This window comes from Bradyrhizobium sp., from assembly GCF_027451485.1.
Lineage (GTDB): Bacteria > Pseudomonadota > Alphaproteobacteria > Rhizobiales > Xanthobacteraceae > Bradyrhizobium.
In genome coordinates, this window is the sequence record NZ_DAIDJE010000159.1 from 1 (window position 1) to 23031 (window position 23031).

General features: G+C 62.6%; 25 protein-coding genes. 14 read left to right on the top strand and 11 right to left on the bottom strand.

The annotated features are described in order from the left end of the window. From NEZ08_RS19680 to NEZ08_RS19690, 3 genes are all read left to right on the top strand, one after another. Positions 1-375: PaaI family thioesterase (locus tag NEZ08_RS19680; protein WP_298110575.1), on the top strand; the 375-nt coding region annotated here is incomplete at its 5' end. Positions 376-439: 64 nt separating this feature from the next. After that, positions 440-850 (top strand): hypothetical protein, encoded by a 411-nt coding sequence (locus NEZ08_RS19685; RefSeq protein ID WP_298110576.1) that lies wholly within the window; start codon positions 440-442, stop codon positions 848-850. A gap of 181 nt (positions 851-1031) precedes the next feature. Next, entirely contained in the window at positions 1032-2291 is a 1260-nt protein-coding gene (locus NEZ08_RS19690) for a GNAT family N-acetyltransferase (RefSeq protein ID WP_298110578.1), read from the top strand. Between the two features lie 25 nt (positions 2292-2316). Here NEZ08_RS19690 and NEZ08_RS19695 read toward each other — a convergent pair whose 3' ends face one another. The 3 genes from NEZ08_RS19695 to NEZ08_RS19705 form a co-directional block, all read right to left on the bottom strand. Beyond that, positions 2317-2763 (bottom strand): flagellar basal body rod C-terminal domain-containing protein, encoded by a 447-nt coding sequence (locus NEZ08_RS19695; RefSeq protein ID WP_298110580.1) that lies wholly within the window; start codon positions 2761-2763, stop codon positions 2317-2319. A gap of 197 nt (positions 2764-2960) precedes the next feature. Continuing rightward, positions 2961-3626 carry a DsbA family oxidoreductase gene (locus NEZ08_RS19700; protein WP_298110582.1) on the bottom strand — a complete coding sequence of 222 codons (666 nt, stop codon included), beginning with the start codon at positions 3624-3626 and terminating at the stop codon, positions 2961-2963. A 228-nt stretch (positions 3627-3854) separates the two neighbouring features. After that, positions 3855-4676: a helix-turn-helix transcriptional regulator gene (locus NEZ08_RS19705; protein ID WP_298110634.1), complete on the bottom strand. Its 822-nt coding sequence runs from the start codon at positions 4674-4676 to the stop codon at positions 3855-3857. A 149-nt stretch (positions 4677-4825) separates the two neighbouring features. Here NEZ08_RS19705 and NEZ08_RS19710 point away from each other — a divergent pair, with 149 nt between their 5' ends. Further along, positions 4826-5221, top strand: a complete 396-nt coding sequence (locus NEZ08_RS19710; protein WP_298110584.1) for a hypothetical protein — start codon at positions 4826-4828, stop codon at positions 5219-5221. A gap of 40 nt (positions 5222-5261) precedes the next feature. Here NEZ08_RS19710 and NEZ08_RS19715 read toward each other — a convergent pair whose 3' ends face one another. Together NEZ08_RS19715 and NEZ08_RS19720 are read right to left on the bottom strand one after the other, a co-directional pair. Next, positions 5262-5396: a hypothetical protein gene (locus NEZ08_RS19715; RefSeq protein ID WP_298110586.1), complete on the bottom strand. Its 135-nt coding sequence runs from the start codon at positions 5394-5396 to the stop codon at positions 5262-5264. After that, positions 5393-5851 carry a group III truncated hemoglobin gene (locus NEZ08_RS19720; RefSeq protein WP_298110589.1) on the bottom strand — a complete coding sequence of 153 codons (459 nt, stop codon included), beginning with the start codon at positions 5849-5851 and terminating at the stop codon, positions 5393-5395. The genes NEZ08_RS19715 and NEZ08_RS19720 overlap by 4 nt, the downstream gene beginning before the upstream one ends. A gap of 116 nt (positions 5852-5967) precedes the next feature. Here NEZ08_RS19720 and NEZ08_RS19725 point away from each other — a divergent pair, with 116 nt between their 5' ends. Continuing rightward, on the top strand, positions 5968-6396 hold the full coding sequence (locus NEZ08_RS19725) for an Rrf2 family transcriptional regulator (protein WP_298110591.1): 429 nt from the start codon (positions 5968-5970) through the stop codon (positions 6394-6396). Between the two features lie 33 nt (positions 6397-6429). Here the strand turns inward: NEZ08_RS19725 and NEZ08_RS19730 are convergent, their stop codons facing one another. Beyond that, entirely contained in the window at positions 6430-7209 is a 780-nt protein-coding gene (locus tag NEZ08_RS19730; RefSeq protein ID WP_298110594.1) for an SET domain-containing protein, read from the bottom strand. Between the two features lie 318 nt (positions 7210-7527). Beyond that, a complete protein-coding gene (locus NEZ08_RS19735; RefSeq protein ID WP_298110599.1) occupies positions 7528-8256 on the bottom strand; it encodes a TetR/AcrR family transcriptional regulator in 729 nt (242 codons plus the stop codon). Between the two features lie 198 nt (positions 8257-8454). Between NEZ08_RS19735 and NEZ08_RS19740 the strand changes: the two genes are divergently transcribed. The 8 genes from NEZ08_RS19740 (at position 8455) to NEZ08_RS19775 (ending at position 16428) form a co-directional block, all read left to right on the top strand. Next, a complete protein-coding gene (locus NEZ08_RS19740) occupies positions 8455-9036 on the top strand; it encodes a septation protein IspZ (protein ID WP_298110602.1) in 582 nt (193 codons plus the stop codon). A 44-nt stretch (positions 9037-9080) separates the two neighbouring features. Beyond that, positions 9081-9377, top strand: a complete 297-nt coding sequence (locus tag NEZ08_RS19745) for a hypothetical protein (protein WP_298110604.1) — start codon at positions 9081-9083, stop codon at positions 9375-9377. Between the two features lie 296 nt (positions 9378-9673). Further along, positions 9674-10600, top strand: coding sequence for a cytochrome c oxidase assembly protein (locus NEZ08_RS19750; protein ID WP_298110607.1), 927 nt, complete (start codon positions 9674-9676; stop codon positions 10598-10600). 799 nt (positions 10601-11399) lie between these two features. Further along, a complete protein-coding gene (locus NEZ08_RS19755) occupies positions 11400-12506 on the top strand; it encodes a sugar ABC transporter substrate-binding protein (protein WP_298110609.1) in 1107 nt (368 codons plus the stop codon). Next, on the top strand, positions 12503-14035 hold the full coding sequence (locus tag NEZ08_RS19760; protein WP_298110612.1) for a sugar ABC transporter ATP-binding protein: 1533 nt from the start codon (positions 12503-12505) through the stop codon (positions 14033-14035). Before NEZ08_RS19755 ends, NEZ08_RS19760 begins: the two co-directional genes overlap by 4 nt. Further along, the gene (locus NEZ08_RS19765) at positions 14025-15020 is read left to right on the top strand and encodes an ABC transporter permease (RefSeq protein ID WP_298110614.1); all 996 of its coding nucleotides are present in this window, start codon (positions 14025-14027) and stop codon (positions 15018-15020) included. The genes NEZ08_RS19760 and NEZ08_RS19765 overlap by 11 nt, the downstream gene beginning before the upstream one ends. After that, positions 15020-16009, top strand: a complete 990-nt coding sequence (locus tag NEZ08_RS19770) for an ABC transporter permease (RefSeq protein ID WP_298110616.1) — start codon at positions 15020-15022, stop codon at positions 16007-16009. Before NEZ08_RS19765 ends, NEZ08_RS19770 begins: the two co-directional genes overlap by 1 nt. Positions 16010-16098: 89 nt before the next feature. Next, positions 16099-16428: a hypothetical protein gene (locus NEZ08_RS19775; RefSeq protein ID WP_298110619.1), complete on the top strand. Its 330-nt coding sequence runs from the start codon at positions 16099-16101 to the stop codon at positions 16426-16428. 154 nt (positions 16429-16582) lie between these two features. Here NEZ08_RS19775 and NEZ08_RS19780 read toward each other — a convergent pair whose 3' ends face one another. Beyond that, positions 16583-17071 (bottom strand): hypothetical protein, encoded by a 489-nt coding sequence (locus tag NEZ08_RS19780; protein WP_298110622.1) that lies wholly within the window; start codon positions 17069-17071, stop codon positions 16583-16585. 299 nt (positions 17072-17370) lie between these two features. On the opposite strand from NEZ08_RS19780, the gene NEZ08_RS19785 reads away from it, so the two are divergent. Continuing rightward, complete coding sequence (locus NEZ08_RS19785; protein ID WP_298110624.1) at positions 17371-18042, top strand: DsbA family protein; 672 nt, start codon at positions 17371-17373, stop codon at positions 18040-18042. A gap of 9 nt (positions 18043-18051) precedes the next feature. On the opposite strand, the gene NEZ08_RS19790 is transcribed toward NEZ08_RS19785, so the two are convergent. Genes NEZ08_RS19790 through NEZ08_RS19800 form a run of 3 tightly spaced genes read right to left on the bottom strand, consistent with a single transcriptional unit; the run spans position 18052 to position 22940 of the window. Further along, a complete protein-coding gene (locus NEZ08_RS19790) occupies positions 18052-19179 on the bottom strand; it encodes an ABC transporter permease (RefSeq protein ID WP_298110627.1) in 1128 nt (375 codons plus the stop codon). A 1-nt stretch (position 19180) separates the two neighbouring features. Next, positions 19181-21964, bottom strand: coding sequence for a ribosome-associated ATPase/putative transporter RbbA (rbbA, locus tag NEZ08_RS19795; RefSeq protein ID WP_298110628.1), 2784 nt, complete (start codon positions 21962-21964; stop codon positions 19181-19183). Beyond that, complete coding sequence (locus NEZ08_RS19800) at positions 21951-22940, bottom strand: efflux RND transporter periplasmic adaptor subunit (RefSeq protein WP_298110631.1); 990 nt, start codon at positions 22938-22940, stop codon at positions 21951-21953. The genes rbbA and NEZ08_RS19800 overlap by 14 nt, the downstream gene beginning before the upstream one ends. Positions 22941-23031 lie beyond the last annotated feature (91 nt).

Sequence of the window (23031 nt, forward strand, 5' to 3'; positions counted from 1 at the left end):
GACCTGTCGGTTGTCGGCTTCGAATACGCTCCGCCGGCGAATGCACCTGCCGACTGGCAGCCCGGCGCCGTCCTGCGCATGCCCTTCTCGGAGCGGCTGTGCCGGCACGGCGGCATCGTCTGCGGCCAGGCGCTGATGGCGCTTGCCGACACCGCCATGGTGATCGCCGTTCTTGCCGCGAACCGCGGCTATCGCCCGATGACAACGGTCGACCAGACCACCCACTTCATGCGACCGGTCGCACAGTCCGACGTGACCGCCGATGCGCGGGTGGTCCGGCTCGGACGAACCATGAGTTTTGGCCGTGTCACGCTGTCGAGCAGCGCTGATAACAAACCGGTGGCGATGGTATCGAGCGCGTTTGCGATGTTGTGAGCGCTTCTCGCCGACGCACGAAACTTGAACCGCGATCCGGCCCGGCCGGAAACTAAGAGGACTGATGCGACGCCTCGCTTTGTCAATCGCGCTCGCTGTTTCGGCACTTGCGCTGGCCGATTGCGGTCTGGCCGACAGCCGGACACCACTGCCGCTGCCGGGTTTCCTGCGCGCCAAGCCTGCCGATCCGCCGCCGCTCGCGCGGGCGCCTGATGTCGGCAAGATGGTGCACGAAAAACTGGATTCGGTGTTCACGGCCCAGTCCAATCCGCAGAATGTCAGGGTCTCCGAGGCGCATCCAGAACTTCGCGGACGGGGCTGGACGGCCTGCGTAAGGGCTGAATTGACATCGGCCAACGGAAAACCGCTGGGCGAGGAAACCTATCGGATCTCGATCGACGACGGCGTCATCATCGATCGTCGGCGCGCGTTGCCTGAGGACGGCTGCGATACCCAGTCCTATCGGCCGATCTGAGCCCGAGCCCTGAAACGCAGGACCACGCGCAAGCGCGTCGTCAATGCCCGATTAACGATAAAGACCAAATTGAAGCACCCGCCAACGGCGTTTTTGCGAACTTGTCGCTAGCGTTGCAGCCTGGAAAGACACGCTGACGAGGCTTGAGGCCGACAGGCCTTGCGACGGGGACGCGAGAAACGTGGCTGAAATGGCTGACATCGCCGGCCTATCTCGCCCATCGCCTGGCGATGGCGCGGACCGACGCGCACACACCGCTGTTTTGTCGGTATCGCATTCGCAGCGGTCCGGATTTGCGCCGTTAGCGGCCGTTTCGGTTGAGGAATGGCATGGCCTCGCAGAGCGCACCATCGAACCAAACGGTTACTATCTGCCGGCGTGGGAACTGGCGGTAAACGCCTCGGCGCGCGGTCGAACCGGCGCATTCGCACTCTGCGCGCGTCACGATGCCTCAGCAAATGAGCTCGCGCCCTCCCAACCGCGGCAAGATGAACCGCCGCGGCTGATAGGCCTGCTCCCGGTGGTGTCGCTCTGGCGAGCCTGCAAAATCCCCCTGCCCGCCTTGGTGAGCGCCAGCCCCTACGGCACGCTCTGCACGCCGTTGCTCGACCGCAGCCATGCCGAGGAAGCGGTCAGGCAGCTGATGAGTGTGGCCCGAGCCGCCGGCGCCCGCGCGCTGATCCTGCGCGATGTGCCGCTCAACGGTGCAGCGATGAAAACGTTCACCCGGGTGCTGCGCCAGGAGGGCTTGCGGCCGATCGTCCTTCATTCACACCTGCGCGCCAGCCTTGACGCGCGGCGGCCGGCCGATGACGTATTGGATGACGCGCTGAGTGCCAAGAAGCTCAAGGAACTGCGCCGCCAACGCAATCGGCTGGCCGAAAAGCACGGCGTCGTGCGGTTCGAGGTCGCGCACAGCGTTGACGACGTCGCTCGCGCGATCGAAATTTTCCTCGACCTGGAAGCCAGCGGCTGGAAGGGCGAGCGCGGCACGGCGCTCCGGCAGCATGAAGGCGATCTGAATTTCATCCGGCGTGCGACGCGCGGCCTTGCTGAAACCGCCCAGTGCGAAATCGTAACGATGCGTGCCGGCGAGACGCCGGTGGCGGCGGCGATCGTGCTTCGCCACCAGGACCGTGCATTCTATTTCAAGCTAGGCATCGACGAGCGCTTTGCGAAATTCTCACCCGGCGTTCAGCTCACGCTGGAACTGACCCGGCATCTTTGCGCCGATGCGGTGCTCGTCACCGCCGACTCGACCGCCAGCGCCCATCATCCGATGATCAACCCGATCTGGCGCGGACGCCTGCGGATCGGCGACATCATTCTTCCGCTACGGCACAACGATCCAGTCGTCTCGGCCATCCGTGCGGCGATGCAACTGCGGCATGGGTTGCGCGAAATGGCACGGCGTGCGGTGCATCTTGTGCGAAATCGGTAGAGAGAACCAAACCACCGGCCGGCAATCACGCCTTGATATCGAGCAGCGATTTCGTCATGTCAGCGTAAGTCTGGATGACCTTGGCGTTGGCCGCGAAGCTGTACTTCGCGGTGAGCAGTTGAACGAACTGGGTCGCGAGATCGACGTTCGGCGCGGCGACCAGGCCGTCCTGGTTGGCGAAAGGAGAGCTTGGGTCATATTGCGGCACGAAGCTCGGCGAAACCGCCGACACGGTCGCGGACGTGCCGCCAGCCGTTGAGCCGCTCGCCTGGTCGACCTGGTTGACCTGCAACGGCACATAGGCCGAAAGACCGGAGCTGCCGTTCGAATTGCCGGCGCCGCCGGACGTGTTCGAGCCATAGTCCGCAGGCAAGGGACCGGTCGTGAGAGCATTGGCGACGTTGCTTGCGGTCACATCGAGACGCAAGCTCGCGGCGGAGAGTCCGGATGTAGCGATCGAGAGTGTGCTCATTCACTCACGTCTAGCGGACAAACCATACCCGGTTCTTCACGCCGTCCGTAAAATGCGACGCTTCGCATTGTCGGTGCAGTAACCCATCGTGTCGCGCTTGCGGTGCGCTGATTTGCCTATGTCGGTTGACGAGCAGGGCCCGGCTCTGCGCCGCAATGTTCCCGCCGAGCCGCGCCGGGGACACGGGAGAGTCCCCACTACTCCGCCGCCTCAGCGTTGATTTCGGCCGAAACCTGGCGGATGGCGCGAGCGAGTTGCTCCGGTGGTTGCGCGCCCGAGACCGCGTATTTCTGGGCGAAGACATAAGTCGGCACGCCGGAAATGCCCTTGCTCGCGGCTTCCTCGGCCTGCGCCGAAATCAACGCGACATCTTCGTCGGTGGCAAGGCGCCGGCGTGTCTCTTCCGCATTCGTTCCGCATTCGGCCGCGGCCTGAACCAGAACGTTGATGTCGGTAAGATCGCCGCCGTCGCGGAAATAAAGCTCCATCAGCCGCTGCTTCATATCGGCCGCCTTGCCGACTGCGTCCGCCCAATGAATCAGGCGATGGCAATCGATCGTATTCGGTTGCCGCTTTACGAGGTCCGGCCGATAGGTCAGACCTTCCTCGCCGGCCGCAGCGACGACGCGGCCTGCGATGCCCTTATAGGCTTCGACCGAACCGAACTTGGTGGTGAGATAATCCTCGCGGCTGATGCCCTCGCGCGGCACCCAGGGATTGAGAAAGAACGGACGCCAATGCACCTCGACCGGCACATCCGTCACCTGCTTGAGCGCATTCTCGATGCGGCGCTTGCCGATGTAGCACCAGGGGCAGACGACGTCGGAGACGATATCCAGTCGAAGCGGCTTCGGGGTGCTCATGGGGCGCCCTCCTTTCGGATGATCGCCGAGAGATAGGCCGCCGCGCGGCGCCACACAAGGCGCCTGGTACCGCTGATCTGAAGTCCCTGCACCCCAAGCGGCGAATTCGATCAGGGACTTCGGATCGATGAGGCGGTACCAGAATCAATAAGTTGGCTCGTGCCCAGGACTTTCCGAAGTCCGTGAAAGTGGGTGCTGAGGCGTAACACGAACTTCGGAAAGTGGGCACTAGGGCAGATCAGCCGCCAGCTTTCGCATGCGATCGGCCGTCACTTCGTCGGCTGGAAAGAACGTCTCCAGAGCCAATTCCGACAAGGTAACGTCGACCGGCGTGCCGAAGATCATCGTCGCGGACATGAAGCTCAGGACATCGCCGCCGAACCGCAGCTTGAACGGGATGGCGACGTTGTCGGGCGGCAGTGGCGCCGATCGCGCCTGGATAGGATAGGTTTTCAACTCGTCGTAAAGCTTGATCAGCCCGGGATCGGCGGTCGCCTCGCATTGCCGGTGAAGCCGCTCCAGCAGATGCCCGCACCATTCGGCGACATTGACGGTATGTCCCGCCAGGGCTTCGGGATGGAAGGCGAGCCTTAGAATGTTGACCGGCGGGGCGAGCAACTTCGGCGGCACACCGGCCAGCAACGGCATCACCATGCGGTTGGCCGAAACCAGATTCCAGTGCCGGTCATAGGCGAGCGCAGGACTCGGCTCATGCGCGCGCAGTACCAGATCAATCGCGGCGCGGGCTGATTTCAGCGCCGGATCGTCCAGCGCGCGTTGCGGAAAGGCGGGCGCAAAGCCCGCCGCGATCAACAGCATGTTACGCTCCCGCAGAGGCACGTTGAGGCGTTCGGCGAGCTTGAGCACCATGTCGCGCGAAGGCGCCGCGCGACCCGTCTCCACAAAGCTCAAATGGCGGGTCGAAATCTCGGCGTCTCCGGCCAGATCAAGCTGGCTCAAGCGCCGCCGCTGCCGCCATTGACGCAGATGTTCGCCGACATGGCGCGGCGCGATGCGGTCGGCGTAGCTTGTCGCAGTCTCGGAACTCATGCCGGTGAAAGTAACACGTCGGGTCTCACCTTCCATTACCTTCTACGTAATGGAATTGCGGCGCGCCGCCGATCATCCTTGCTTGCGGAGGAGATGACACGTCATCCCGGCGGTCCGATCCATCTTCCGCAAGCCAAAGGAGAACCACGATGATCCCATCCCTTTTCCTGCGCCGCGCGCTACAGGCTGATACCGTCTTCAGCGGCGCCGGCGCCGTGATTTTCAGCCTTGGCGCCGGTGAACTGGCGCCGCTGTTCAATCTCCCCGAGGCGCTGCTCCGCGAAACCGGGCTTTTCCTGATCGCCTATGCGGCTGTGGTCGGCTGGATGAGCACGCGGCAGTCGCTACCCAGGATCCTGGTCGCGGTCGTGATCGCCGGCAATGCGGCGTGGACGCTCGCCAGTATCGCGCTTCTGTTCAGCGGCGCCGTGTCGCCGAGCCTGCTCGGGGAAGCCGCTGTCGCCGGTCAAGCCATCGCGACCGGTACTTTGGCGGAGTTGCAATATATCGGTCTGCGCCGGAGCAGCGGAATGGTCGCCGCCTGAGGACGCCTCAAGGTCATGCAATGATCGCGGCAGTGAATGCCTAGCTCAACATCACGGCCGCGATCATCCCGACGAACGTCAACAACAGCCCTGCCACCAGCATCGGCACAAGGCTGCTGCCGGAAAAGGGACTGGCGGCACTTTTCTCGGTCACGAGCTTGCTGTGGTTGTTCATCGAGCAACTTCCTCTTTACGCCGATATCGTTCGCCGAGACCGAGCAGCACGCCGTTTGCGCCGGCAACGCCGAGTTCAAGACTTGCCGCGATCCGGTGCGCGCGCTCGAGGAAATGCGCGGCAGCTTCGGGTGGACAGACTTCCGCGGCGGTCGCCTCGAATAGCGCCAGCCAGCGGTCGAAATGCGTCGCGTCGACCGGAAGCGGCAGATGCTTAGGCATCGGCGCGCCATGGTAGCGGCCGGACATCAGCGCGACCGACGACCAGAACGCGCACATCTGCTGCAAGTGCGGTTCCCAATCGCGAATGCGCGCATCGAATATCGGGCCCAGCATCTCGTCAGCGCGGACCCGCTCGTAAAAGCTGCGCACCAGCCGTTCGATCATCGCCTCGGTGATGCCCGTCCGAGCCGTAATGTCGGCGACGATCTGTTCGCGCCGTTCTGCTGGCGTCATGAACTCTCCGTGGAACAAGGAGGCTAATTCGGTATTTCAAATACCTATTTAACAGGCTAAAGATGGTTTGCAAAGGGCCGCGCCGGTTTTCAGAGATTGGATTTTGAGAGGCTGCCATGCGTCTGACATCATTCACGGATTTCGCGCTGCGCGCGCTGATGCGGCTCGCCGGCGAGCCGGAGCGGATCTTCGCCACCAGCGAGATCGCGGCGGAGTTTGGGATTTCCCGCAATCACCTCGCCAAGGTGGTTGGCGATCTTGCCGATGGCGGTTTCATCGCGACCCAGCGCGGCGCCCGCGGCGGATTCGGCCTCGCGCGGCCGCCGCAATCGATCACGCTTGGCGAAGTCGTCCGCGCGCTTGAAGGTCCGAGCGCCCTGGTCGAATGCTTCAGGGAAGATGGAGGTGATTGCGCCCTCACGCCTCGCTGCCGCCTGAAAGCACGGCTCGCTGCGGCCCGTGAAGCCTTTATGCGCGAGCTCGACGGGACGACGCTTGCCGAATGCGCCTACCCGGCGCGGCCGCGCCAAAAACCTGCGGCATGATGAAACGGCGCAATCAGGCCCCGCTCGGCTGCGTCACGCCGACGCCTGTTGAGCCTCATCGGTACTCGCCGCCTGCGGCATCACCGCGAGAGTGGCGGCGGATTTCGGGCGAGCGTGCCGGGCGGAAATTCCATCGTTGCGGCGAACTCCGCCGGCGACCTTGCGTTTCGTTGCCCTGCCGGCCTTGACGCGCACCGCGGGCGCCTTGGATTTGCTGTCGAGCTTGCGTTTGCGATCGGGCTTGAGTTCGGCTTTTGCCTTGCTCTTTGCTTTGGCTTTCTCTTTAGCCTTCCTGGCCCTGGCGCGCCTGGCCGCTTCTTTCTCCGCCTCTTTCCTGGCCTTCCGCTCGGCTTTGGCTTTCAGCCGCGCGCGTTCGGCCCGCGCCTCGGCACGCTTCTTCTTGCGCTTTTTCTCGCAAGCGTCGCATTTGCAGCCGATCGGCTTCAGATAGGCTTTGAAATAATCGGTACCGTAATCGTAGTTGATCTCCTCGCCCGGCTCGATGTTCTTGATCGCGCGAATGAAGACCTTGCGTTTGCGCGGGCGGACGTCGCTTTCCGCGTTCGGCCTGCAGGCATGGTTGATGTAGCGGGCGATGTTCTTGCGCACCGAACCATCGATGGTCCAGCGATTGTTCAGCTCGAACAGATATTTGTTCTCGACCGCATCATCCTTTTTCTTTCTGGAATCCAGTAACGGCCCGAAATAGCGGATGATCTTGGTACCCTTCTTGATCCTTCTGGTGGCGAAGAGGCCCAGCCCGGTACGGGAACGGCCGATGCGATAGGGTTTCTTCGACGAAATATCAGGCATGACGATGGGGCAACTGCAGCTCGGCTGAAGCGAGGGGATCGCAAGGTGACGTGTTCTAGGACGATTCCATGCAAATGTCAGGCCTTTCGCGACACCGACATGGATTTCCCCAACTTGCGACGGGAAGGCAGGTTCCGCTGAAGCGGATCCGAGACGAGCGGTCCAATTCCAACATTCGCATCTCTTCCCGGCAGGCACTTTGCGAATGTTGGAATCAAAGGACAATTAGCAAATATATGTTTCCTGTGGAGTTTAGGATTTGACATTCGCTTTGCGAACTCGCGGGCCGGGTGTGTAGCGAATGCCAATTTCGCTCCACTAGCACGGTGGCCGAGTCACCGATGTCGTGAGCAAGGCATCGAGCAGCGCCATCACGTCAGTACCTTTGGGCAGCTTGTCCAGGATGTCACCAAGCCTGCCATCGAGCAGCAGCACGGTGAAGCCATGCACCAGCGACCAGGCCCGCGCAATCGCCGCTGCCTGTTCGAGCGACAACGCGCTCGTCTCGATCGCCTCGTGCCGCTGGGCGCCGATCGTCCCCGCAAGTCCGGCGAAAGCGGCCTTCGCCGCCTCATGGAGCGCCGGTCTGGTCATGTCGAGCCGCTCGGTATGAAACATCAGGCCATACATCGCCGGATGCGCCTGCGCGTAGGCGACGTAGGCCCTGGCGCGCGCCAGCGTCTTCTCCCTTGCCGAGCCGGCCGCGGAATCGGCAGCGGCCATGGCGGCGTTGAATTGCCGGAAGCCGATTGCAGCGAGCTCGCTGACGAGCCCTGTGAGATCGCCGAAATGATGCGTGGGCGCGGCATGGGACACGCCGGCTTCGCGCGCCACCGCGCGCAGTGTCAGGCCGGAAAGCCCGTCACGCTCGAGCAATCGCTCCGCCGCCTCCAACAGGGCGGCGTGCAGCGCGCCATGGTGGTAGGGCGCGCTTTCGCCCGAGACCTGCGCCCTCGATGCGCCCTTCGCGGGCGTCGGACGCGCCGCTCCCGCGTGCCGCGCCTGCCTTCGGGATGATTGCGTGCTTGATGCAGCCCTGGCTCTCATTGGCGAAACATATAAGTCCCGATGTTTACACTGTAAAGATTATGCTTGACACGCGCCATAATCAGATTCAATGATATCTTTACATCGTAAAGATTGAGACCCCGTCAAGATGTTGTTCCCTGGCCGCCGGCGGACATACCTGGCCCGCGCGGCGTCGCAGGCGAAGTTCGCTGACGGCAACGATCGAAGGAAACCGCCATGAAGGACGTCTTCTTCAGGCTCGGCACCGATTTTCTGTCCACCATTCTGTTCGCCGCGATCTATTTCGTAACCGGCAACGTCGCGCTTGCGACTGCGATCGGCATTGCCGGCGCAATTGGCCAGGTGATCCGCGCCCGCATGAAGGGCAGCGATCTCGGCTTCATGACCTGGGCAAGCCTTGGGCTCGTCATCGTGCTCGGCACCGCTACGCTCCTCACCGACGATCCCCGCTTTGTGCTGGCCAAGCCTTCCATCGCTCACTTCGCGATCGGCGCCATCATGCTCAAGCGCGGCTGGATGCTGCGCTATGTGCCGCCGATCGTGGCCAGGACGATCCCGGAATATGTCACCATCGCCGGTTTTTCCTGGGCGGCGCTGATGTTCGCGCTTGGGCTCGGCACCATTGCGGTCGCACTGACCGGCGATATCAAGCTCTGGGCGATTTACGTGTCCTTTGTCGCCGTCGGCGCGAAAATCGCGGCCTTCGCTATTCAATATGTCTCTTTTCGCGTCCTGCTCGCCAGCCGCCTGCGGATGGCGCCGCCAGCACCTGAGGGTTCGCTTCCCGCCAACAGATGAGCTATACCGTGGCGGCTTTGCAAAGACAGCGGGAGACCAATCGAATGGCCGTGGACGGAAACTGGAACATCACCATGACGACTCCAATGGGCGACCGCGAGGCAACGCTGAGCCTGAAAAGCACGGGCGGCACGCTCACGGGCACGCAGGCGGCCGAAGGCAATTCCGCTGAGATTTTCGACGGCAAGGCCAATGGCGACGATCTTTCCTGGAAAGTCTCCATTACCAACCCAATGCCGCTGACCCTCGAATTCACCGGCAAGGTCTCCGGCGACAGCATTTCCGGCGAAATGGGCATCGGCCCGATGGGCAGTTTCCCGTTCACGGGAAAGCGGGCGTAACGTCCACTCGTGTCCCGCACCCGGCGCGCCACGAAGTAGCGCACCGGGCCCCGATCGGCAGCGCACCACTTCGTGCACGCCGCGTCCGGTGCAGGGTCATGCCGCAGGAGATCACAAGCGCGTCAAGCACCGCCAAAGACGGCTGATATCTGCTAGTGGTCCGATTCTGACATTCGCATCCTTCCCAGCAGGCATTTTTGCGAATGTGAGAATCAAAGGACCACCAGGATGACGACCAAGCCGCGCCGGTTTGCATCGCGCCGGCTGACGGGGCGCCCAGTGTTTCGGGAGTGGAGATGAAGCCGCGCTACCGCAAAAACCTGAACGTTCTTCTGCCCTGCCTCGTCGTACTCGGCGTCATGGCAGGTGTCGTCGCCTACTCGCCGGAGCTCTATCGCGCCTTCTGTGGCGCGACCGGATACGGCGGCACGACGCAGCGGGCATATTCCGATCCGGCCGCCACCTCCGACAAGACTGTGACGGTTGCGTTCGACAGCAACGTGGCACCAGGCCTGCCATGGCGGTTCGAACCGGAGCAGCGCTCGGTAAACGTCCATCTCGGCGAGCAAAAGCTGGTATTCTTCACGGCCGAGAATCTCAGTGACGAGTCGATGGTCGCCCACGCGACCTTCAATGTCACGCCGGCGACCAGCGGTATCTATTTCAACAAGATTCAATGCTTCTGCTTCAACGAGGAGCGTCTCGACCCGCATCAGAAGGTCGAAATGCCCGTCGTGTTCTATGTCGATCCGGCGTTTGGCAAGGATTCCGACAACGCTCACATCGACACGATCACGCTCAGCTACACGTTGTTGCGCTCGGCCAATCCCGATGAGGCCAAGAATCTTTCGCGCTTTGAGCCCAACGCCGCGCCGGATGCAATTCACGGCGAGCAGCTTTTCGGCGAACGTTGCGCCGCCTGCCACGCCATGGACAGCAACAAGACCGGTCCCATGCTGGGAGGCGTGTTCGGCCGCAAGGCCGGCTCGGCTGCCGGCTATCATTATTCGGATGCGCTCAAGAGCGCCGCTTTCGTCTGGTCCAATGACAGTCTGGACCAGTGGCTGGCCGACCCGAAGAAATTTGTGCCCGGCGCACGCATGCCAGTGCGCGTGCTTGACGCTCCGTCTCGCCGCGACCTCGTCGCTTACCTGCAAAAGATCAGCCAAGATCACAACGCCCGCTCCGGTTCGAAGGCCACTGTGGCAGGCGGAGAATACTGAAGCAGGCACCCGAAGCGCCATACGGACCCGAAGGGCCGCGTTCACGTAAAGTGTGTGGCGCCTCTCTGCTCTCCCCTTCTGGAGGAGAGCAAGACAAGCACCGCAATTCAAATGTCAAACAGAGCCTTCCCTTGGGGCGCATGATAATGCGACCCCGCCGCCTTTGCGCGGGGCTTCGGATCTGTAACTCCGGCTCCTCTCGATCGGAGAGCGCAGGGAAAGCCAGGCGCCAATGCACCCGCCCCCTGTGCAAGTTAGAAAGCACACGAGTAAATCACCACGGGGTCACCCGCCAACACCGGCATTTTATGCGCGAGCGGTTTCAACGGTTTCCTTCGTGCTCGTTCCGGAGACCGGATCGCAGACCGACTTTGTTGTCTCCGTCATTCCCAAGAAGCGTTAGCTTCTCAAGAACTTGATAACAGCGTCGGGATATCAGGCTCACGCGACGTGGCCGCCAATCGCCTCCAGCCGGAAGCAAGGCTGGCCGTGCAGGCGAATTCGCAGCGCGAGATTTGTTCCTGCGAGATCGCAGCCTTTTTGGGGGGTAGCGCCCATTCCGGATTGGGCGCAGAATTGCGCTGTCATCGGCAAGCGAGCCCTCGCTCTTTTCGTCAAATCATCCGGTTGGCGACGGTCCCCTCAGGATTATTTTGCGCGCCGATCAACGCTTGCGACGAGACGCGCGACTTTATCGGGAGTGCATGACAGCGGGGAAGCGACCCTCGAAGCAGACGACCGCCCCGGGCAAGCTTTCACGACAGAAAAAAATCGAGCGAACGCAAAAAGGGAGAGAACAATGACTGGACGGTTCACCAGACGCGAGGCTCTCGGCCTCGGCGCGGCGGGTCTTCTCGGCGCCGGGGCGGCGGGCGGTGTGCTGCTGTCGCCGCGGTTGGCATCGGCAGCTCCGGAGAAGAAATTCAAGATCGCGCTTTCAAATTCCTTTATCGGAAACAAGTGGCGCATCGAAATGGAGAACGTGTTCAAGGCCGCTCTCCAGATGGAGCCCTTCAAGTCGCAGGTTGAGGGTTCGTGGTTCAATTCGGGCAATGACGTCAGCAAGCAGTCGCAGCAGATTTCGAACCTGATCGCCAAGAAGGTCGATGCGATCGTGGTCAACGCGGCCTCCCCGACAGGGCTCAACGGCATCCTGACGCAAGCGAGCGAGCGCGGTATCCTCGTCGTCTCGTTCGACAACGTGGTGACGGCGCCTTCGGCGCTGAAGGTGAACACCGACCAGGTTGCGTTCGGCAGGCAGCTCGCTGAATTTCTCGTGAAAAAGCTGAACGGCAAAGGCAACGTCATCATGGTCACGGGCGTCGCTGGCACGACCGTCGACGAGGATCGCAACAAGGGCGCCGATGCGGTGTGGGCACAACACCCGGACATCAAGGTCGTCAACCGCTATACCGGCATGTGGGACTCGGCGACCGCCGAAAGGAACACCGCCTCGATCCTGCCGTCGCTGCCGCAGATCGACGGCATCTGGTGCCAGGGAGGGACCGACGGCGTGCTGAAGGCTTTCATCTCCGCCAAACGCCCTCTGCCGCCGACGGCGGGCGAAGCGGAAAATGGATTCCGCAAGTTCATGCTCGGCTATATGGACCACAAGGTTGACGGCCTTTCCATCGGCCAGCCGCCTTTCCTGTCCGTCATCTCGTTGGAGCTGGCGCGGCGCATCCTCGACAAGAAGTACCCGAAAAAGGACATCACGATTCCCTTCCCGTTCGTGACAAACGATACGGTCAAGCAGGGCGAAACCGTGTTCGAAAAACTTCCCGACAGTTTCTTTACCGATTTCACCGACAGCGGCCCCAACGCGACGGTGAAACTGTGTGTGGAGGCGGCCACGGACGGAAAGCCGTGCCCGGGTGAACTCAACGTGAACCTTCCCTCGGCATGAGCGCAGGGCCTTCCGCCACCAGCGGGCCCATCGCTCCGGCGATCGAAGGCATCAAGCTGTCCAAGGCCTTCGGCGGGGTGCAGGCTTTGGCCGGCGCCTCGTTCTCCGCAAGCCGCGGCGAGGTGCACGCGCTGGTCGGAGAGAATGGCGCGGGCAAGAGCACGCTGATCAAGATCCTTGGCGGACGGCTGCGCCCGGACGCCGGGCAAGTGCGTCTGGCGGGCGCGAACGTCCAAATCGCTAGCCCGGACGCCGCGCATGGCCACGGCGTCTGGACCGTGTTCCAGGAGCTGACGCTGCTGCCCTGGATGACGGTGGCCGAGAATCTGCTGATCCGCCGCGAGCCGCGCGGGACGTTACGCCTGATCGACCGCGCCCGCATGGCCGAACAAGCCGACGCCGTCCTCGCCGGCCTCGGCATTCACCACATCGATCCGCGCGCGCTGGTTGAGGACCTGTCGCTGGCCCAGCGCCAGATCGTCGAGATCGTTCGGGTGATCGTCCAGGATCCTGACGTGCTGCTGCTCGACGAACCGACGTCCTCGCTCGGGGAGAACGAGGTCAAGTGGCTCTTCGGCCTCATCCGAGACCTGCGCCGCGGCAACAAGTGCATCATCTTCACGTCACACCGCTGGAACGAGATCACGGACGTCGCAGACCGGATCACCATCTTCCGCAACGGCGGAGAGCTTGGCACCTTCGCCGAGATCGATGAGACCCGGGCCGTGACGCTGATGACCGGCCAGCAGGTCGATGCGTTCTATCCCGAGCGCCCCCCGCTTGAAGCTGCACGGCCCTTGCTGCAGGTGCGCGGTCTGACCGGCCCGGGCGTTTCCGAATTATCGCTGACGCTTCGTGCCGGCGAGATCCTCGGCGTGGGCGGGCTGGCCGGGCATGGTCATCGCGAGCTTTTTTTCTCGCTGTTTGGCGCAGCACCGATCTCGGGCGGGGAAATCCTCGTGAATGGACGCAGGGTCAGGATTTCCAGCCCCCGCGATGCGATCGGCCTCGGCATTGCGCTCGTTCCGGAGGACCGCAAGACGGAAGGCCTGATCCTGCCGATGTCCGTCGGCACCAACCTGACGCTGGCTATCCTGCCGCAGCTGTCCGCGCTTGGCATCATCAGCCGTAACCGCGAGGGACGGGCTGCGCGTAATATGGTCAGCAAACTCAAGATCAGGACGCCCGGCTTGCGCAATCCGGTCCAGCAGCTCAGCGGCGGCAACCAGCAGAAGGTGCTGCTGGCGCGCTGGCTGCTCGCAGATTCGCATATCCTGCTCCTCTACGACGTCACGCGCGGCGTCGACGTCGCCACCAAGCACGAAATCTACGAACTCATGACAAGCCTCGTCCGCGAGGGCCGCGGCGTGCTCTTCTACTCCAGCGACGCAGAGGAACTGGCGCATCTGTCCCACCGCGTTCTCGTCATGCGCGAGGGACATGTCGCCGCCGAGCTGGAGGGGCCCGGCATCACGGCAGAAGACATCGTTTCGGCTGCCGTCAGAGAGGCGACAAGCCTTGTCGACTGAAGCAGCAATCGAGCGCCGTAGGACAGGCCGGCTCAGCCATTTCCTGGGTCAAAACGTCGGGCTCGTGCTGGCGCTCGCGATGCTCGTCATGGCCGTCGTTCTTTACTGTGCCGTCTATTGGGTCGAGCAGGCGGCACTGCCCGGCATGTTTGAACTGACGTCGACCGTCAACAACACGATGTCGCTCGTGCTTTGCGGCATGGGACAGGCCTTTGTCGTTGTCACCCGCGGCCTCGATCTTTCCGTCGGCGGCGTAATGGATCTCGCGAACGCTCTGGCGGCAGTGCATATCAAGGACACCGTCGGCAGCATGGTCGGCTGGAGCCTGATCATCCTGGCGATCGGCGCCGCGCTCGGTCTCGTTAACGGGCTGCTCGTCGCTATCGGCCGCCTGCAGCCGATCCTCGTCACCCTGGCAACGCTGTCGATTTATCAGGGACTGGCGATCCGCGTTCTGCCGCAGCCGGGCGGCTCGATCCCGCCGGTCTATTCGTCGGTCCTGGTGAATCCCAACGGTCCGAGCGCACTCGTCTATGTGCTCGTCGTCGCCCTGATCTGGTACGCGTTTCGCCGAAGCTCGTTGGGCGTCGCGATCTTTGCGCTCGGAAATGACGAGCAGGCGGCGCGGGCGAACGGCATCGACACCGTGCGCGCTCAAGTTGCCGCGTTCACCCTCAGCGGGCTCATGTCAGGTGCGGCCGGTCTGTTCCTTGCCGCAACGGCGACGGCCGGCGACGCGACAACCGGCAACGGCTTCACGTTGAGTTCGATCGTCGCCGTCGTCCTCGGCGGCATGAACCTGTTCGGCGGCCGCGGCAGCGGAATCGGCGTCATCGCCGGGGCGTTTGTGACGACGATGATCGTCAACATCCTGTTCTTCTCCAACATCGATCCGCTCTACCAGTCGTTTTATGAGGGACTGTTCCTTGTCATCGCCGTCGTCCTCGGCGCCTTGATAAGCCGTCTTATGCGGCGGAGGTCGTGATGGCCGGCAAGACAGCCCTGGCGCAGTTCCGCGACCGCATCGGCCTCACCAGGGACGTCCGCAGGATCGTCTATGTCTATCTCGCCGCCGTCCTGGTGTTCGCGGCTGGTGAGATCGTCCACCCGGGCTTCGCGCGGCTCGACAGCATCGCTGCCATCCTGACCGTCGCCTCGTTCGTCGGCCTGGTCGCAGCGGGGCAAACCTTCGTCGTGTTGATCGGCGGCATCGACCTCTCAGTCCCCTGGGTCCTGAACGCGGCCGCCATCCTTCTCGTGACGAGTTCACTCGGCGAGGATGGGCGGGCAGTCTATGCCGTTCTGATCACGCTCGCCATGGGAGCCGCGGCCGGCCTCGTCAATGGCGTCATCATCGCCTACCTCGGGGTGCCTGCCGTCGTCGTGACGCTTGCCATGAACGGGATCATGGAAGGGCTGACGCTCGGGCTGAGCGGCGGCATGACCTGCGACTCCTGCGCATCCTACGCACCGCCAGTCGTCCAGGACGCCGTCCACGGCAGCCTGTTCGGCTTCCCGACGGCTCTTATCCTCTGGATCGTCGTCATCGCCATCGTCTCCTTCGTGCTGAGCCTCACGACATTCGGCCGCAAGACCTATGCCATCGGCAACAACGCGAAAGCGAGTTATCTCGCCGGAATCAACGTTCGCCTCAGCACCGTGCTTCTCTATGCGCTGAGCGGATTCTTCGCCGCCCTCACCGGCATTCTGCTGGTCGGTTTCGGCGGCCAGGCCTCACTCGGAATGGGAGACCCCTATCTATTCCAGTCGATTGCGGCGGTCGTCATAGGCGGGGTCTACGTGCTTGGCGGTCGTGGCCACTATCTCGGCACGACTGCCGGTGCCGTCACGCTGGTCGCACTGGTCAGCGTGCTCCTGGCCATGAACATGCCGGACTATGGCCGCAACATCATCTATGGCGTCGTCATTCTTATTCTCCTCCTGCTCTATGGGCGCGAGGAGAAGCAGGAATAATTTCGCCCTTCGAGCCCGCTCAGCGAAGGCCGCGACGAACGCTTCTCGCGCGAAACGCATCCTTCTAAGCTGAAAAGAGGAGATTTCCGATGCCGCCAATCGTCAGGGTCTCTATTCTCCGATGTCCGCCGGACAGGTTTGCTGAAATGCGGAAAATGATGATCGATGACGAAAAGGTGCTGCGCCCTGGGATCGAGTCGATGCCTGGATTGCTGGCATTTTACGTCGGTGCAGATGAGACGACCTCATCTCTCTCGAATGTAAGTCTATGGGCCGATCTGGACGGAGCGAAGCAGTTGGATCGATTCCAGCCAATGCTGGATGCCGGCAAACCGTATGTCGCCAAGGGCGCGACGTTCGAGCGGCCGATCATGAACTACGTGACGCTTTGGCAAGTGCAACCTGTTTCAGCGAGTTGAGGTTCGCTGCGACTTTTGTTTGGACACCATCGTCGGCCGAAGTGCTGATGAGGATGCCTGCTTGCGTCGGCAAATGACACCGCATCAAGAAGAAAAAAGGGCCACCATGAGCCGGCAGCCCCCTTTTCGTATCGTCCGATCGGCTCCGACCAATTTACCAGCCGAAAGCAAAACCCGGCGCGCAATAGCCATAGTTGTAGTCGTAGGGTGAGCAATCGTCGTATCCGCCGGCCAGTCCCACGCCGAGACCTAGCACTCCGAGACCGATGCCAATGCCGTCGTCATAGTCATAGTACGGGCCGCCGTAACCCCAACCGCCGTAACCCCAGCCGCCGTACCGGCCATAGCCGCCGGCAAAATGCCGTCCGCCCCACCCGCCGTGACGCCAGTTATGGAAGCCTCGCATACCGGCGAAATTGCCGCCGTGCATGACGCCACCACGGAAGCCGCCGCCGTGAAAGGCGCCAAGGCCTCCGCCATGGAATCCACCAAATCCGCCACCGTGGAAACCGCCACCGCCGTGGAAGCCGCCGCCACCGCCATGGAAGCCGCCACCACCGCCATGGCCGAAGGCCATTGCGCTCGTTGTCATTCCGGTCATTAAGGCTAACGCCGCCGCACCTGCGAGAAGCTTCTTCCTCATGAGACTCTCCCTCACTCCATTGATATCGACTTCAAACACGTGGCTGCTCGGACGCGGCGTTTCCATGGCCAGGCGGGCTAAAATAAATCTTAAGATCGATTGCATGACGCTCGCCATCACGTCGGGCGAAAGAGCGGCGCCTTGTGTAGGCGCCGACATATCCGCGCTTATACAACGCCTTGCCTGCCCGAATGGCGTCGTTTATTGCCGTTGATTTGATCGGCGTCAAAATGCAAAGCCCGGCTGACCGGGTATCGTGCTGTTCTCGATCGTCTTCATGCGCACAGGGTGAGCCCGCGATGAATCCAGTCAAGATCAGTTATTTTACGGACGCGTTGTGCGTGTGGGCGTATGTCTCGCAGATCCGCATGGACGAGTTGAAGGCCAACTTCAAGGATGCAGTCGAGATCGAGTGCCGCTACTTCCATGTATTCGGCAACGTCTCTTCCAAAATGGATACTGCCTGGAAGCAGCGCGGCGGGCTCTCTGCCTACCGGCAGCACGTGCGCGAGGTCGTCGAGAAATTCGGTCACGTCGAGCTTCATGAGCGGACGTGGCAAGCCGATGTACCAAAGTCATCCATGCCGGCGCATCTCTGGCTATGCGCGATACGCGATGTGCAAACCGCCGCCAGGTGCGCGCCCGGCTCCAGCGATCGCGCCGCCTGGGCGTTTCGCGACGCCTTCTTCCGTCACGGTCGCGACATCTCGCAAGCCAAGGTTCTCCTCGATATCGTGGAATCGATTGGATTGCCTGCCGCCGAGATCAGGGATGCCGTTGCGACAGGCGCTGCGCACGCGGCTCTGGCCGACGATCTCGAACTGGCCCGCGCTCAATCGATCGCGGCAAGCCCGACACTTCTCTTCAACGAAGGACGGCAGCGCCTGACGGGCAACGTCGGCTACCGGATCATCGAGGCAAACATTCGCGAACTGCTGGAGGCTTCACCGGGCCAACTGTCCTGGTGCTAAAGCGCGGAACTATTGCACCCGCGCCAGCATGCTCCGGAAGCGGGCAAGTGCCAGTGCCAGGAAGATCGCTCCGAGCCCGAAAAGCACGACCAGATGCGGCCAGACCAGTTCGAAACCGGCGCCCCGGCACAACACCGCTTGCGTGAACTTCGTAAAGTGCATGGCTGGTGAAATCTGCATCGCGACCTGGAGCGGCTCGGGCATGGCTTCGAGCGGCGATGGTCCGCCCGACAGCATATTCAGTGTAAGAAAGACCGGCATCGCGAGCAGCGCAAACTGCGGCATGGTGTTGGCAACGGTCCCGAGCAGAATTCCAAGCGAGGCGATGGCGTAGAGGTAAATCGCCATCCCTGCGACGAACAGCGGGATCGAGCCTTCGATCGGCACATGGAGGATGTTCTCGATGACGATGACCAGGGAGAGCGTTCCGAAAACGATCACCACCAGCGCGTTGGCCCAGATCTTTCCGGCGGCGATCTCGTGGGCGCGAACAGGCATCACCAGCAGGTGCTCGATCGTGCCGCGTTCGCGCTCGCGGATGACCGCGGCACCGACCAGGAGAATTGTCAGCATCGTGAGATTCTGCATGAGGGCATCGATCGCGTTGTACCAGACGCCCTCCAGGTTCGGATTGAAAAGAGCCCGTTCGACGCTTTGCACCGGCAGTTGACGCTCGATGCCGCGGGAATGCAGATAATTCGTCGTCTCCTGCTGCATGATCGAGGACACGTAACCGCCGCCGACCGCCGCCTGCGTCATGGCAGTGGCGTCGATGTTGAGTTGCACCGCCGGATCGCGTCCGCGCAGCACATCCGCCTCGAAATGCGGTGGGATGTCCAGGATGAACGGATAACGGCCTTCGTCCATCAGCGGGTCGACGGCAGAGCGATCGATCAGGACGGGACGGCGGAAGTAAGGTTGCAACAGCGCATCGAAGATGCGGGTGGACAGCGCCGAGTGGTCGGAATCGACGATGGCGATCGGCGCATCGGTCACGTCCGTGGTGATGCCGGTTGCTTCGCTGTAAATGCTGAACGAGAACGAATACACGACAAAGAAGGCGAGCACCATGTCGCTGGCAAGGCTCGCCAGCTCCTTGACGCCGAGACGGAACACGTTGGAGAGCCAGCGGACCATGTCAGCCGTCCTGTTTGCGCAGCAACAGGCTCGCCGCCACCAGATAAGCAAGGCCGAAGCCGAGCAGGATGAGATGGTTGGGATAGAGATCGGCGAGGCCGCGGGCCTTTGTGATGGCGCCGAGACTGATGTTCTGGAACCAGAGTGAGGGGAAGCCCATGCCGATGAAACGCCCGCTGCCCTGCAACGCGGCGGCCGGATAGAGATAGCCCGAAAAATTGATGGCCGGAACGGTGCTCAGAATTGCGGTCGCCACGATCGCTGCGGCCTGGGTCCGCACGAACACGGAAACGAGGATACCGAATGCGGTGGCGGCGAAGACATAGAGCAGCCCTCCCGATGCAAGCGCCAGCAGCGAACCCTTGACGATTACGCCGAAGGCCAGCCCCGCCAGCACCAGCAGGCTGACGAAGCTCGCGAAGCCAAAAGCGATGTAGGGTAGCTGCTTGCCGAGCAGGAATTCGGCGACTGTCGCCGGCGAGGCATAGAAATTGGTGATCGATCCCAGCTCGCGCTCGCGCACCACGCCGAGCGCGGCGAGCATGGACGAGAACAGAACCATGAAAATCATGATCAGTCCTGGCGTGAGCGCGAACACGCTGCGGAAGTCCTGATTGTAGCGAAAGCGCGGCTCGACCGAAGCCGCCACCAGATCCGACGCCGAGCCATGGGCGCGACGCGCCAGATCCTCCACATAGGAGAGCACGATCCCATCAACGTAATTGCGCGTGGTTTCGGCCCGAAACGGCGTGGCGCCATCAATAAAGAAGGCAACCTCCGGCCGGCGGCCAGCGACCAGTTCGCGGCCGTAGCCCGGCGGGATATCGATCACCAGGCGCAGATCGCCGGCGCGCAAGCGGCGGTCGAGCTCCAACTCGCTGAGCAGTGGCGCCCTCTGGCGGAAATAGCGAGATGCGGCGAAACTTTCGATCAGTCGCCGGCTGTCGGCGCTATGGTCGCGGTCGAGCACGGCAAAGGAAAGATTCTCCACATCGAAGGTGATGCCGTAGCCGAAGGTGAGCAGCAGCAACAGGGGCCCGAGCAGTGCAAAGCTCAGCCGCACCCAATCCCGCAACAATTCGCGCATCTCACGGTAGCTGAACGCCCACATGCGAAGCAGCGAAGCCTGCAGACCCGTGCCCGCCTTGCGAAGCGAGCGGTCCGCCACCAAGACCGCTTCCCGCGGCGTTTGGACCGCCGTGCCCGCAGGCGTGGTCGGGACGGAGGGCCGATCGCCCCCCTCCACCGCCGCGTCGCGCTCGGCTTCCTCGAGATACGCGACGAAAGCATCTTCCAGGCTGGGCGTGTCCTTGGTCCGCCGCAGCTCTGCCGGCGTGCCGACGGCAAGCACCTTGCCGGCGTGCATCAGTGAAACGCGATCGCACCGCTCGGCCTCGTTCATGAAATGCGTCGATACGAAGATGGTAACGCCGTCGCGCCGGGACAATTCGCCCAGCAGGCGCCAGAACATGTCGCGCGCGGCGGGGTCGACCCCGGAGGTCGGCTCGTCGAGGATCATGATTTCGGGACGATGCAGGCAGGCGGCCGCAAGCTGCAACCGCTGCCGCATTCCCAATGGCAGGGCCGCGGGCTTCTTGTCCGCCACTTCGAGCAAGCCGAAACGCTTGAGCGTTTCGCCGACCCGCGGCTTCACGTCCGCTTCCAGGATGCGGTACAGGCGGGCATGCAGCGCGAGATTGTCCCGGACCGTCAACTCTTCATAGAGAGAGAAGCCTTGCGACATATAGCCGACGCGCAAGCGCGTGGTGAGGTCGCCCGCTTCAACCTGCCGCCCTAATAGTTCGGCGTGTCCTTCGCTGATGTCGAGCAGCCCCGTCAGCATTTTCATGGTGGTGGTCTTGCCGCAGCCGTTCGAACCGAGAAAACCAAAGATTTCGCCGCGTCGAATGCTGAAGCTGACGTGATCGACGGCGACGAAGTCGCCGAACCGGCGCGTCAGGCCTTCGGCAGCGATGGCCGGCTTGCCGTCGGCGCTCGGACGCAACGGTGGAAGGTGCGTATCAGCCGGACCGCCATTGCCGTGCAGCGCGACATAAGCCTGCTCGAAATGTTCGGTGCCGGTCCTCGCCAACAGCTCGGAAGGCGTGCCTTGCGCCAGCACGTGACCACCATCGATGGCGACCACCTGATCGAACCGTTCCGCCTCCTCCATATAGGCGGTAGAGACCAGCACCGTCAGCGACGGGCGCTGCGCGCGAATGCCGTCGATCAGCTGCCAGAATTGGCGCCGCGACAGCGGATCGATCCCGGTAGTCGGCTCGTCGAGGATAAGCAGGTCGGGATCGTGGATCAGCGTGCAGCACAGCGACAGCTTCTGCTTCATGCCGCCTGAGAGTTTGCCGGCCGGCCTGTCGGGGAACGGCGCAAGGCCGGTCGCGCGGAGCAACTGAGTGATGCGCGCCGCCCGCTCGCTCGCCGACTGGCCAAACAGGCGCCCGAAGTAGTCGACGTTCTCCGCGACCGAGAGGCTCGGATAGAGATTGCGCCCGAGGCCCTGCGGCATATAGGCGATGCGCGCCATGATGTCGTCGCGGTGCGTTCGCGAGCCAATATCGCCGCCCAACGTGCGAATGCTGCCGGATTGCAGCCGGCGGACGCCGGCAACCAGCGCCAGCAGGGTGGATTTGCCGACGCCATCCGGTCCGACCAGCGCGGTCGCGCTCCCGGCAGGGATCGACAGGCTGATGTCGGCAAGCGCGCTCACCGCGCCGTAGCGATAGGCGACGTCGCTAACCGCAACCGCAAGGGATTCAGCCGACGACATTGGGCAGCCGAAGCGAAAGCCGCGCGGGCCAAACCGCATCCGGTTTCACCTGGACATAGGCGTTGCCGGTCAGGCCAGGCTTGACATAATCGCGGTAGCGCTCGAGCAGCTTTGGATCAATGGCGAGCTTGACACGATACATCAGCTTCTGCCTCTCGTTCTGCGTCTCGACCGTCTTCGGCGTGAATTGCGCTTCCGCGGCAACGAATGAAACGGTCGCGGGAAAAACCGCATTTGGAACCGAGTCGAGCACGATGCGCGCCTCTGAGCCCAGTGCAACGCGGCCGCTGTCGCCGGTCGGCAGAAAAACGGTCATGTAGACGTCGGAGAGATCGAGCATGGAGACCAGGCGACCGCCGGCAGCAACCACTTCGCCGGCCTGAACCAGCTTGTATTCAACTCGGCCGGAGACGGGCGTGTGCAACTCCGAATCATCGAGCATCGCCTGAATTTGCATAACCTGAGCATCCGCAATCTCCTTGGCCGCCTTGGCCTCGCCCACTGCGGCCCGCGATCCCTGGATTTGCGCGGCGGTGACGAGGCTCTGCGCCCGGCGGCGATCGAGATCGGCCTTGGTTCCGGAAGACGTCTGCTCAAGATGCACCGCGCGCTGCATTTCGACTTCAGCGAGATCATACTCCGCCTTGCGGATAGCGACTTCGGCTTCGGCGCGTGCGATCGCGGCAGCGGCACGCTGGACCGTCGCCTTCGCGCCAGCGAGTTGCGCCCGCAGTTCGGCAGTGTCGAGCTCCGCGATCAGCTCGCCCTTCTGTACGGTGTCGCCCTCATTGACGCGGACTTGCGCCACCCGCCCGGCGAGCTTGGAAGAGATATCGACGCGCGTGACTTCGATCCGGCCGTTGGCAATCGCAAGCCCTTCGGGGGTTTGCGTGGCCATCATGTTTCTCCAGTAAAGATATCCGCCGACAGCGAGCGTCAGCACAGCGCCGATGGCAAGCACAGTGGGGCCGCGCATGTTAGGCTCTCTCGACTTCGTTTAGATCAACGGTCCCAATATGCTGACCTGCCCGGAGCGGCTTTGAGTTAGGTCAACAAGGACAGCTGAC

Excerpts from the sequence above, each read along its gene's own strand:
- NEZ08_RS19685 (WP_298110576.1), top strand. The coding sequence starts at position 440 with ATGCGACGCCTCGCTTTGTCAATCGCGCTCGCTGTTTCGGCACTTGCG.
- NEZ08_RS19695 (WP_298110580.1), bottom strand. The coding sequence starts at position 2,763 with ATGAGCACACTCTCGATCGCTACATCCGGACTCTCCGCCGCGAGCTTG.
- NEZ08_RS19700 (WP_298110582.1), bottom strand. The coding sequence starts at position 3,626 with ATGAGCACCCCGAAGCCGCTTCGACTGGATATCGTCTCCGACGTCGTC.
- NEZ08_RS19705 (WP_298110634.1), bottom strand. The coding sequence starts at position 4,676 with ATGAGTTCCGAGACTGCGACAAGCTACGCCGACCGCATCGCGCCGCGC.
- NEZ08_RS19710 (WP_298110584.1), top strand. The coding sequence starts at position 4,826 with ATGATCCCATCCCTTTTCCTGCGCCGCGCGCTACAGGCTGATACCGTC.
- NEZ08_RS19715 (WP_298110586.1), bottom strand. The coding sequence starts at position 5,396 with ATGAACAACCACAGCAAGCTCGTGACCGAGAAAAGTGCCGCCAGTCCC.
- NEZ08_RS19720 (WP_298110589.1), bottom strand. The coding sequence starts at position 5,851 with ATGACGCCAGCAGAACGGCGCGAACAGATCGTCGCCGACATTACGGCT.
- NEZ08_RS19725 (WP_298110591.1), top strand. The coding sequence starts at position 5,968 with ATGCGTCTGACATCATTCACGGATTTCGCGCTGCGCGCGCTGATGCGG.
- NEZ08_RS19730 (WP_298110594.1), bottom strand. The coding sequence starts at position 7,209 with ATGCCTGATATTTCGTCGAAGAAACCCTATCGCATCGGCCGTTCCCGT.
- NEZ08_RS19735 (WP_298110599.1), bottom strand. The coding sequence starts at position 8,256 with ATGAGAGCCAGGGCTGCATCAAGCACGCAATCATCCCGAAGGCAGGCG.
- NEZ08_RS19740 (WP_298110602.1), top strand. The coding sequence starts at position 8,455 with ATGAAGGACGTCTTCTTCAGGCTCGGCACCGATTTTCTGTCCACCATT.
- NEZ08_RS19745 (WP_298110604.1), top strand. The coding sequence starts at position 9,081 with ATGGCCGTGGACGGAAACTGGAACATCACCATGACGACTCCAATGGGC.
- NEZ08_RS19750 (WP_298110607.1), top strand. The coding sequence starts at position 9,674 with ATGAAGCCGCGCTACCGCAAAAACCTGAACGTTCTTCTGCCCTGCCTC.
- NEZ08_RS19755 (WP_298110609.1), top strand. The coding sequence starts at position 11,400 with ATGACTGGACGGTTCACCAGACGCGAGGCTCTCGGCCTCGGCGCGGCG.
- NEZ08_RS19760 (WP_298110612.1), top strand. The coding sequence starts at position 12,503 with ATGAGCGCAGGGCCTTCCGCCACCAGCGGGCCCATCGCTCCGGCGATC.
- NEZ08_RS19770 (WP_298110616.1), top strand. The coding sequence starts at position 15,020 with ATGGCCGGCAAGACAGCCCTGGCGCAGTTCCGCGACCGCATCGGCCTC.
- NEZ08_RS19775 (WP_298110619.1), top strand. The coding sequence starts at position 16,099 with ATGCCGCCAATCGTCAGGGTCTCTATTCTCCGATGTCCGCCGGACAGG.
- NEZ08_RS19780 (WP_298110622.1), bottom strand. The coding sequence starts at position 17,071 with ATGAGGAAGAAGCTTCTCGCAGGTGCGGCGGCGTTAGCCTTAATGACC.
- NEZ08_RS19785 (WP_298110624.1), top strand. The coding sequence starts at position 17,371 with ATGAATCCAGTCAAGATCAGTTATTTTACGGACGCGTTGTGCGTGTGG.
- NEZ08_RS19790 (WP_298110627.1), bottom strand. The coding sequence starts at position 19,179 with ATGGTCCGCTGGCTCTCCAACGTGTTCCGTCTCGGCGTCAAGGAGCTG.
- rbbA (WP_298110628.1), bottom strand. The coding sequence starts at position 21,964 with ATGTCGTCGGCTGAATCCCTTGCGGTTGCGGTTAGCGACGTCGCCTAT.
- NEZ08_RS19800 (WP_298110631.1), bottom strand. The coding sequence starts at position 22,940 with ATGCGCGGCCCCACTGTGCTTGCCATCGGCGCTGTGCTGACGCTCGCT.